The sequence below is a fragment of the Nostoc sp. ChiSLP03a genome (genome assembly GCF_034531215.2).
Lineage (GTDB): Bacteria > Cyanobacteriota > Cyanobacteriia > Cyanobacteriales > Nostocaceae > Nostoc.
Map to the genome: position 1 here is coordinate 20,317 of NZ_JAVRBQ020000162.1, position 9,423 is coordinate 29,739.

Consider the following 9,423-nt stretch of genomic DNA (forward strand, 5'->3'; position numbering starts at 1 on the left):
CGACTTATTTGAAAATTCGGGGATCTAGGGTATCTAGGTAAAGATAATCTGTTCTTTGAGACAAAGCGATCGCTTCAAAAATCTTGACTCGAAAGGGTTAGTTCGGAGTTAACATTAACCTATCGGGTCAGTTACAAAAAAATAGATTTGGCATGAGTAACAAAATATCCAAGGTCGGTATTATTGGTGCGGGTAATGTGGGTGCAAATATAGCAAATGATTTAGTGCTACTTGGTAAATGTATAACAGTTGTCCTTTTTGATCGAACTTTATCAAAAGCTGAGGGGCAAGCATGGGATATTGAAGACACCATTCCCCTACTTAAAGACATGGAGATTATACCATCAAATCAGTATGAAGATTTAGCGGGTTCTGATATTATTGTTGTGACTGTTGGGGTGCAGCAAAAAGAAGGACAAAGCCGATTAGATATATTGAGCGATAATGCAGAGATCGTGCGTTCAACAATAAAAGAATTGGATCGAGTTGCACCGAATTCGATCGTACTTATTGTTAGCAATCCAGTGGATGTACTAACGCGGATTGCGATCGCCAGTTCCACTAGAGCAGAAAACCTAATTTTCGGTTCAGGAACCGTTCTTGATACTGCTAGACTGAGATATCAACTTGGTAAGCGACTGAATGTTAGTAAACAAGATGTTCGTGTTTATGTGATTGGAGAGCATGGAGACAGTGAGTTTGTCGTTTGGTCTAGTGCATTTATTGGGGGAATTCCGTTAGCTGAATTTCCCATACCACAAGGAGCAACGCTGGAAGAAATTCAGCAAGAGTACGCAGAGTTAACCCGTAAGCGAGGTTATAACATTTCTGAACGTAAAGGAAATACTAGCTATGGCATATCAATAGTAGTTTGTCAGTTAGTTGAGACCATCCTACGAGATGAAAAGCAGATATTTCCAGTATCCGCCAGAGCAGATTCTAACTATGGAGTTGGTAGTGAAGTTGTTCTTGGACTTCCATGTATCATTAGCTCCCAAGGTATTGAGCGCCAACTGGTGTTACCAAGAAATCCTCATGAACAACGCTTATTAGAAGAGTCAGCCACCAAACTGAATGAAGCCTACAATTCTTTGGATAATTAAAATCAACTCAAATAGTCTGTTTAAAAACGTCCTTTTTTGAATGTCAAACTAACGCTTTCAGTAAAGCTTGAAGTTTAAGCTGCACCTCTGCAAACTCTTTGTCAGGATCGGAGCCAGCCACAATACCATCACCAGCATACAATCTGGCGCGATCATCATTGTTTCGTTCCCAGTCGCAGACTGGGAATGCCTGATGGTGGGCGCTGCCTCTTGACTTGCGACAAGCAGCCCAATGAGAAGCATTTTCAGTCAGAGGCTGGAAACGAGGTTTTAAAACTGGACTTTAGACTAAGAAGCACAAAATAACTCACAGAAGCTGAGTTGAGAACAACCAAAGCAAAAAAGTAGAAAAATCACAAATTAAGCAGTTTTTGGCGCGGCTTTACGTGAAGTAGTAGTACGTTTTTTAACTTCCATGAATGACGCGCCCTCCGCCACTGATTTACACTAGTTTACAGCGCTGCTTACAACACCCTTAAGGGCTGCAATTCCCTGTTCAATGCTAGCCCACAGACCCATGTCAGGTTCCTTACCAGCTATCTCTCGCGTTCCGACGAAGTAAAGAACGCCTTTAAGAATCTCTTGGTGAGCACGATTTTCAAAATTAACTCGGTTGAGCGGTTCCATCAAATCTTGAAGATCATCATTCAAGGACTGGGCAACCTTGTGTAGAACCAGCCCAGTCATTGTCTGTTGATGCTTTAACAACTCAAGCTGTAAGTACTTATCATACAGAGTTAGCTCGGAGCCGCTCATCATTTGGCTTACCTTCTGAGCATGTTGTTGAGTAATGTCGCGAGGTTCTGCTGCGTTACCGTATTTAGAAATAACTGCTTCGATGATGCCGAAATTTTCGCGATCGCTGCTTATCATTTTTTCGAGCCGCTCGCAAATCGTATTGTCGTCCGTCTGTTCTATTAATTTTTGCTCACTTTCCAACAGAACATTCTGAAAAAGCTTTAGATCAGCAAGCTTAGTCGCTATATTTGTCACATCAGCCATTATTATTAACTCCAGACTACAGGTTTTATTGGTTATGACAAGCTCTCCTCACTTTTTCTATATTCTCGTGAGGTTTGAGTAAGTCCGTCCCTCCTTAGAAAGATTTATATCAAGTTTGGTAAGTATGTTTAGTATAAACAGTAGTGATGTATAACTGCATCAATTTCTGTCTCTGTGGTCTGCAATCTTGTAATGCTTCCCTGCGGGACGCTACGCGAACGTTGGCATACAAGATTAGTAATTAACTTTAAACTAACGCTTTCAATAACGCCTGAAGTTTCAGCTGCACCTCTGCAAACTCTTTGTCAGGATCGGAGCCAGCCACGATACCAGCACCAGCATACAATCTCGCGCGATCGCCATCAATCAATGCTGAACGAATTCCCACAATAAACTCGCAGTTACCCTGAGAATCTATCCAACCCAGAGGTGCAGCATACAAACCTCTCTCGAAGCTTTCATAACAACGAATTTCCGCACAAGCAACATCTCGCGCTGCACCTGCAACGGCTGGTGTAGGATGCAATTGTCCGACAATCTTTAATGGGTGTATGTCAGTGGGAACCATAGCACTGATTGGTGTCCATAAATGCTGGATATTCGATAATTGTCGCAATCGGGGTGCTAATATTTGCGGTGATAAACCTAACTGAAATAGACGTTGAGTTATAAAATCAAGCACTAGTGAATGTTCGTGCTTTTCTTTTTCACTATTTAGTAAGCTATTGGCATTAGCTGCATCTTCAGCAGGGGTTTTACCTCGTGGTGCAGAACCAGCTAAAGCATCAGTAATTAACTGTTGATTATTAATACTAATTAATCTTTCTGGACTTGCACCAATAAAATTTTGTCCTTTGCCATTACTTGTAGAAAAAATATAACAATTAGGATGATTTTGTCTAAGATTAGTTAATGATTTAACTAAGCTAAAGTGATTGCTTGATTTTACATCTAATATATCTGCTAGGACAATCTTACTTAAATGGGTAGACCGAATTTTTTCCAAAACAGATACTACTGAACGTTTAAATTGAGCAGAGTTGGTGACAGATTTTTTATATAAGTTTTTCGGAAAATAATCAATATTAGCAGAGTAATTTTCTAAAGATTGGATAAATTCAATTTTATTTTGAATCTTCTCCAATAATCTTTCAATATTTACATTTGCATTGATAATTATATTTGTTACTAATATGCAACGCTGATTTTTTACGGCTACTTGCCAACATGGAAGAAAAATGGTAGCAGATGGAAATGGATAATCTACTTGGGCGTTTTTATCAAAAAAGCTGAAATAACAAAAAAAGTGAGGCCCAGAAAAAGGTTGGTTTGCGTTACCAAAATTAATTATATTTTTTAGACAAGATTTGATAAAATATTCTGTTTGACTAAAACGGTCTGAGCCATCAATCTGTAATTTTGCTATAGCATCAATTGCTGCGATCGCTTCTCCTTTACCTCTGTCCTCAAAGTAAAAATTTATTTCATTTGCTTGTGTAAGTTTATCCAATACAAGTAAAGGGTCAACTAAATCGATTTCTTGGGAGATACTGACAATTTGTTTGCAATCATTTTTGACGCACTTTTCTTGCACTGCTACCAGAAATTGATATAAATCTTTGTGCTTTACAAAGAAGTTGCTACGACATGGTAAAACTGTCATGGATTTAACGATAGTAAATTTTTTTTAAGTTAACTTCCTAAAGTGTAATTAATCGTGGTCGTATTTTTACAGGTAACATATTAAGTTGCTATTTCACCAGCGTAGGGTTTGGCTTATTTGTGGTGTTCTCAGACTATGATAAGACAGTTTCAGCCTGAGACTGCAACGTGAAGTTGAGTGTTAACAACACAAAGTTAACAAGCCATAGTAAAAGTGACAGTTGTTTGTATATCACCCATATCTAGCGTCTCTTGAAATCCTAAAATCTCAAGTGTGAGTAATATTCCAGTAATTTAATTAATCACAACTAATGACTACCAACCAAATTTTATATCCCAACACTAAGTTATGGATGGCAGCGATTAAACCGCCAATGTATAGCGTTGCTATTATGCCCATTTGGGTGGGAACAGCAGTAGCATTTGCCGAAACTAAAATTTTCAATGGTGTAGTATTTTCTACTTTTGTAGCTGCGGCAATCTTAATTCTTGCCTGGGAAAATATCAGTAATGATGTGTTTGATTCTGAAACAGGTATCGATGAAAATAAGCACCATTCTCTGGTGAACTTAACAGGCAATAAGCCATTGATATTTTGGATAGGAAATTTGTGTTTAGGTTTGGGGTTGCTGGGCATACTAGCGATCGCCTTTTGGCAACATGACCTAACTGTTATCAGTATAATTTTGCTGTGCTGCGGTTTAGGCTACACCTACCAAGGGCCTCCCTTTCGCTTAGGATATCAGGGTTTAGGCGAGATTATTTGCTTTTTTGCCTTTGGCCCCTTAGCAGTGGAGGCAGCATATTACAGCCAAACCCAAACTTGGTCAATGACAAGTTTAGCAGCTTCAGTAATTGTTGGGATTGCCACAACCTTAATTTTGTTATGCTCACACTTTCACCAAGTTAAGGATGACATAGCCGCAGGCAAGCGATCGCCTATTGTCCGTCTTGGAACAGCAAAAGGGGCGCAACTCCTAGTTTGGTTTACTGGTAGCATTTATCCCCTCACCTTGCTATTTGTACTATTGGGGATTTCTCCAGTTTGGACATTACTGAGTTGGGTAAGTTTGCCCTTTGCTGTCAAATTATGTCGCCACGTTCAAGAAAATCACAACTACCCCGACAAAGTTAGTAACTGTAAATTCATTGCCGTAGCCGTGCATTTCTGGGCTTGCTTGCTGTTTGGATTGGGATTTATTCTCTAGGGCATTGGGCATTGGGAATGGGACATTGAAACAGAGAAAAAATAGACTTCTTGGCATTTGTCGGGAAAAGGGGAACGGGAAAGGGGGAAAGGTTGGGTATTTTCCCTTTCCCCTTTAACCTTTTCCCACCTCTTGCAAAAGTGCTTTTTGCAAGAGGTCTAATGACAAATGACAAATGACAAATGACCAATGACAAATGACAAATGACTACAGATTTGAATTTCGTCCATATCAGCGAAGATTTTTGCGATCGCTGACTACTAATCATGGTAAGTGGGATATTCGTGAAGGTATTATCCTCCGTCTCACCGATGAATCAGGTAAAATCGGCTGGGGAGAAATCGCCCCTATTAGTTGGTTTGGTTGCGAAACCCTAGAACAAGCCTTAGACTTTTGTCGCCAACTCCCAGAAGAAATCACAGACGAGATAATTTTCTCCATCCCAGATGAGTTACCTGCTTGTCAATTTGGCTTTGAGTCAGCGTGGGAGCAGGGGAGCAAGGGAGCAGAGGAGAAGAATTTAAATTTATCCTCGATGCTTCACTCCTTGCGCTATAGCGGCTTATTACCATCTGGGGAAGCGGCTTTAAATCAATGGGAGACTTTATGGCAGCAGGGATATCGCACATTTAAATGGAAAATTGGTGTGGATGCGATCGCTGATGAATTAAAAATTTTTGAGTCACTGATACACACCTTACCAGCCTTTACCAAACTACGATTAGATGCCAACGGTGGACTCAGTTATGAAGAAGCTAACTTATGGCTGCGGACTTGCGATAATCTCAAGGCAAATCCAGAACTACCCCTAGAAATTGAATTTATCGAACAACCGCTACCCGTAGAGCAATTTCAGCAGATGTTGGAATTGAGTATGAGTTATGAAACTGCGATCGCTTTAGATGAATCTGTTGCCACACTTGGACAACTCGCCGCCTGTTATCAACAAGGTTGGCGAGGGATTTTTGTTATCAAGCCTGGGATAGTTGGATCGCCATCTCGTCTGAGAAAGTTTTGCCACCAGCATCAAATTGATACTGTATTTTCGTCAGTATTTGAAACTGCGATCGCTAGACTTACAGCACTCAAACTAGCAGCGGAATTATCCCAAAACAATAGAGCGATTGGTTTTGGCATCGACCATTTTTTTGAACAAAAAGATACCTGCTTTCAAACTTTATGGAACGACCTTTAGAGTGTCTTAATAAGCTAGCTCAAAATGATTGGCTAATCGGTTATGATCGCCATCAATTTAATCAAATAGCTCAAGAATTATATTTAGAACTAACACAACTATCAGAATGTGGAACACCACCAAAAATAATCTTAGCTGAACGCGAACCATTACGATTTTTAGCAATTTTTATTGCTGCTTGTGCAGCTAATTGTCCAGTTTTCCTTTGTAACCCCGATTGGGGAACACAAGAATGGCAACAAGTCTTTGATTTAGTACAGCCAAATATTATTTTGGGAATGGGGAATAGGGAATGGGGAATAGGGAATGGAAATAATTACCAATGCCCAATGCCCAATGCCCCATGCCCACTGATTATGATTCCCACAGGTGGTTCATCGGGGCAGATTAAATTTGCCATCCATACTTGGGAAACTCTCACAGCATCAGTACAAGGATTTACAGAATACTTTCAACTAAAGCAAGTCAATTCTTTTTGCATATTACCCCTGTATCACGTGAGCGGTTTAATGCAATTTATGCGCTCTTTCACTACTGGAGGTAAACTAGCTATTCTACCCTTCAAAGCAGTAGAAACAGGTCAGATATTCAATATTAAACAATCAGATTTTTTTATATCTTTAGTACCAACACAGTTACAACGCCTTCTAGAAAATCCAGAATTAACTGAATGGCTATCCCAATTTAATACAGTACTTTTGGGAGGTGCGCCAGCATGGAACGAATTACTAGAAAAAGCCAGATTTCATCGCATCCGGTTAGCACCTACTTATGGTATGACAGAAACCGCCTCTCAAATTGCTACCCTCAAACCAGATGATTTTCTCGACGGTAAAATTAGCAGCGGTCAAATTCTTCCCCATGCAAAAGTAACTATTCGCAATCAGCAAGGCGAAATTTTAGATTCCAATCAAATAGGAAATATCACCATTTATGCTCAATCTTTAGCCCTTGGTTACTATCCGATAACCAGAGAAAATCAAACTGATTTCCAAGTAGATGATTTAGGCTTTTTAGACGAACAAGGACATTTAAATATAGTCGGACGTAATAGCAACAAAATTATTACAGGTGGCGAAAATATTTACCCAGTAGAGATTGAATCAGCTATACAATCAACTCAAATGGTTGCCGATATTTGTGTCATCGGTATCCCAGATAAACACTGGGGACAAGCTTTAACAGCGATTTATATTCCCAAAAAATCAGATACCTCTGCCTTAAAAATCCAAACCCTACTCAAAGACAAACTCAGCAAATTTAAAATCCCTAAATATTGGATTCCCCAGCAAAACTTACCCCGCAACTCCCAAGGTAAAATTAACCGCCAACAGTTACAACAAATAGCCACAGAATTCCTCCAAAATTCCATCACATAATCTCTCTCGCCCTTCTTCTCTCTGCGTCCTCTGCGTCTCTGCGGTTCGTCTCCAACCACTGAACTATCTCATCAGGTAATTCCTGCTTACTTCTACTACTCACATCAATACAAACATGGCGAGTAATAGCCTTAGCAACTACCACCTCAGCCACAGTAATTTCATAAGTAATTTCAAACTTATCAACACCTATTTTTTGGGGAATTAAACTAATCAGTAACTTATCCCCGCTAAACATAGGGCGCAAAAAATCTACACTAGCATGAACAATGGGGAAAGCTACAGAAGGATTAGTAAAAAAATCTTTGAGATTAATATTTGATGCTTCTAAAGATTCTTCATAAGCTTCATGGCAAATACCCAAAACATTAGCAAAATAAACTACCCCAGCAGCATCAGTATCTTGAAAACGAACCGTGCGGTTATAAGTAAAAGGCATTTTTGACAATTGAATATAAAAAAAACAGCAGGATTATTGCCTACTCTACAAACTAATTTTATTGCAACTAAGTAAATCGGTGAGAAAAATTCTATTCTCCCAATTCTGAGTTTGTATCAAGATGTTTAGTCTTATCTAATGCTTTGGGGTGAGGAAAGGCGATCGCTTCTACATTGACTCCAATGGCGGAACCTCAAAGTCATTAAACCAGGAAACATTGTAAGACGAAGCGGCTATTGCTTTCACCAGCTTACCGTCAAGAGTCAGCAAATTAGCACCTACCTGCTGTGAAAGTGCAACATAAGAAGCATCGTAGGTAGAAGTTCCATAACTCAAGCTTATAGTAACTGCATCCGCCATCAAATCAGCCGTTGAAACAACACGCAACGGAAAAGCTTTCAGAGTAGCTAAATCTGTCTGAACCTCAGCAGCAGTGTACATCTTTGCACGAACATACTTCCAGAACGTGTTAGCACACTCAATGTAAAAAAGGTCTGGAACAAAAATTTCTGTCTGTGGATTGGCGAGATGACCGAAGAGTTGATTAACTTTGGCACTTAGTGGGTCAGCAATAAAATACTTGATGCACACGCTGGTATCTACCACGCATCTAAGAGGATTGCTCATCTATCGCGGTCTTCTCGAATTAGTTCAGTACTATTAGGTAATCCAAAGTCTGCTGGATTCAATCGGCGGCGCTGACGACTAATTTCCTCTAGGAGTTTTGGGACATTTTTTCGCCTTTCCTCTTCCGTTGGCTGTGTTTTTGCCTGCAAAGCGTTCTGCAAGATTGTAATAACTTGAGCATCAATTGAGTTATTTTCAGCTTTAGCTAAGTGTTGTAGTTGTTCGTATAACTCATCAGGTATATTGAGCGCATGAATGGTAGCCATTGATTGACCTCCCAAAAGAATTTATTGGTAATGGTAGCACGATGGCAGTAGAGGGAGAGGTTAGGGAGCGATCGCCTGTGGTTTGTGGGTGCGATCGCTTTATTATCTCTACTACCCACCTGTTTCTTAATCCTTTTCTTCTGATTCCTCTGACAGAGATTTTAGTGATGTTTTTCGTAAAACCCAATCAAGATAAAGTACAAAAATCTGCATTTTCAGAAAGTTGTTAGCACTTTTGATATTTGCATCACTCAGTAGCCATTTACAAAACTTTTCCAGCAGTATTCCAACAACAACTTCAACAGACTTATTTATAACCAGAGGAATTAGTGTTTCTAGCATTGCGATGCCTCAGTAGCTTGACTGAGTTCAATGTGGCAATTTTCTTTTGTAGTTATTTATCTGATACCAAATTAATATGAAGCTGCATAGAATAGAGCTTCCAAGATAAAGTTATAAGAAGAGACAGAAATTACCTGCTCAAATGTGAGTTGGTCGAAGATTTCTTGGATGCGCTCGCGTAAAGCTTGTAAAGAAGAGAA

10 protein-coding genes are annotated in these 9,423 nt (G+C 39.6%); 5 read left to right on the forward strand and 5 right to left on the reverse strand.

Annotated features, from left to right (window positions below; all coding sequences use genetic code 11):
• Positions 1-152: 152 nt before the first annotated feature.
• On the forward strand, positions 153-1,103 hold the full coding sequence (locus RMY32_RS27645) for an L-lactate dehydrogenase (RefSeq protein WP_322710727.1): 951 nt from the start codon (positions 153-155) through the stop codon (positions 1,101-1,103).
• A 447-nt stretch (positions 1,104-1,550) separates the two neighbouring features.
• Here the strand turns inward: RMY32_RS27645 and RMY32_RS27650 are convergent, their stop codons facing one another.
• A complete protein-coding gene (locus RMY32_RS27650) occupies positions 1,551-2,105 on the reverse strand; it encodes a hemerythrin HHE cation-binding protein (RefSeq protein WP_322710728.1) in 555 nt (184 codons plus the stop codon).
• A gap of 247 nt (positions 2,106-2,352) precedes the next feature.
• A complete protein-coding gene (locus RMY32_RS27655; RefSeq protein WP_322710729.1) occupies positions 2,353-3,768 on the reverse strand; it encodes an isochorismate synthase in 1,416 nt (471 codons plus the stop codon).
• Positions 3,769-4,078: 310 nt separating this feature from the next.
• On the opposite strand from RMY32_RS27655, the gene menA reads away from it, so the two are divergent.
• The 3 genes from menA (at position 4,079) to RMY32_RS27670 (ending at position 7,549) form a co-directional block, all read left to right on the forward strand.
• Positions 4,079-4,975 (forward strand): 2-carboxy-1,4-naphthoquinone phytyltransferase, encoded by an 897-nt coding sequence (gene menA, locus RMY32_RS27660; RefSeq protein WP_322710730.1) that lies wholly within the window; start codon positions 4,079-4,081, stop codon positions 4,973-4,975.
• A gap of 196 nt (positions 4,976-5,171) precedes the next feature.
• Complete coding sequence (locus RMY32_RS27665; protein ID WP_322710731.1) at positions 5,172-6,170, forward strand: o-succinylbenzoate synthase; 999 nt, start codon at positions 5,172-5,174, stop codon at positions 6,168-6,170.
• A complete protein-coding gene (locus tag RMY32_RS27670) occupies positions 6,155-7,549 on the forward strand; it encodes a 2-succinylbenzoate--CoA ligase (RefSeq protein WP_322710732.1) in 1,395 nt (464 codons plus the stop codon). Before RMY32_RS27665 ends, RMY32_RS27670 begins: the two co-directional genes overlap by 16 nt.
• On the opposite strand, the gene RMY32_RS27675 is transcribed toward RMY32_RS27670, so the two are convergent.
• The 3 genes from RMY32_RS27675 to RMY32_RS27685 form a co-directional block, all read right to left on the reverse strand.
• The gene (locus tag RMY32_RS27675) at positions 7,542-7,988 is read right to left on the reverse strand and encodes a thioesterase family protein (RefSeq protein WP_322710733.1); all 447 of its coding nucleotides are present in this window, start codon (positions 7,986-7,988) and stop codon (positions 7,542-7,544) included. The two genes, RMY32_RS27670 and RMY32_RS27675, sit on opposite strands and share 8 nt — an antisense overlap.
• A gap of 168 nt (positions 7,989-8,156) precedes the next feature.
• Complete coding sequence (locus RMY32_RS27680; RefSeq protein WP_322710734.1) at positions 8,157-8,615, reverse strand: type II toxin-antitoxin system VapC family toxin; 459 nt, start codon at positions 8,613-8,615, stop codon at positions 8,157-8,159.
• Positions 8,612-8,881 (reverse strand): hypothetical protein, encoded by a 270-nt coding sequence (locus RMY32_RS27685; protein ID WP_322710735.1) that lies wholly within the window; start codon positions 8,879-8,881, stop codon positions 8,612-8,614. Before RMY32_RS27685 ends, RMY32_RS27680 begins: the two co-directional genes overlap by 4 nt.
• Here RMY32_RS27685 and RMY32_RS27690 point away from each other — a divergent pair.
• Positions 8,881-9,111 carry a hypothetical protein gene (locus RMY32_RS27690; RefSeq protein ID WP_322710736.1) on the forward strand — a complete coding sequence of 77 codons (231 nt, stop codon included), beginning with the start codon at positions 8,881-8,883 and terminating at the stop codon, positions 9,109-9,111. The two genes, RMY32_RS27685 and RMY32_RS27690, sit on opposite strands and share 1 nt — an antisense overlap.
• Positions 9,112-9,423: the final 312 nt, after the last annotated feature.

What these genes read in the sequence shown, in the direction of transcription:
- RMY32_RS27655 (WP_322710729.1), bottom strand. Translation starts at nt 3,768, where the DNA reads ATGACAGTTTTACCATGTCGTAGCAACTTCTTTGTAAAGCACAAAGAT.
- RMY32_RS27675 (WP_322710733.1), bottom strand. Translation starts at nt 7,988, where the DNA reads ATGCCTTTTACTTATAACCGCACGGTTCGTTTTCAAGATACTGATGCT.
- RMY32_RS27670 (WP_322710732.1), top strand. Translation starts at nt 6,155, where the DNA reads ATGGAACGACCTTTAGAGTGTCTTAATAAGCTAGCTCAAAATGATTGG.
- RMY32_RS27645 (WP_322710727.1), top strand. Translation starts at nt 153, where the DNA reads ATGAGTAACAAAATATCCAAGGTCGGTATTATTGGTGCGGGTAATGTG.
- RMY32_RS27680 (WP_322710734.1), bottom strand. Translation starts at nt 8,615, where the DNA reads ATGAGCAATCCTCTTAGATGCGTGGTAGATACCAGCGTGTGCATCAAG.
- menA (WP_322710730.1), top strand. Translation starts at nt 4,079, where the DNA reads ATGACTACCAACCAAATTTTATATCCCAACACTAAGTTATGGATGGCA.
- RMY32_RS27665 (WP_322710731.1), top strand. Translation starts at nt 5,172, where the DNA reads ATGACAAATGACTACAGATTTGAATTTCGTCCATATCAGCGAAGATTT.
- RMY32_RS27685 (WP_322710735.1), bottom strand. Translation starts at nt 8,881, where the DNA reads ATGGCTACCATTCATGCGCTCAATATACCTGATGAGTTATACGAACAA.
- RMY32_RS27650 (WP_322710728.1), bottom strand. Translation starts at nt 2,105, where the DNA reads ATGGCTGATGTGACAAATATAGCGACTAAGCTTGCTGATCTAAAGCTT.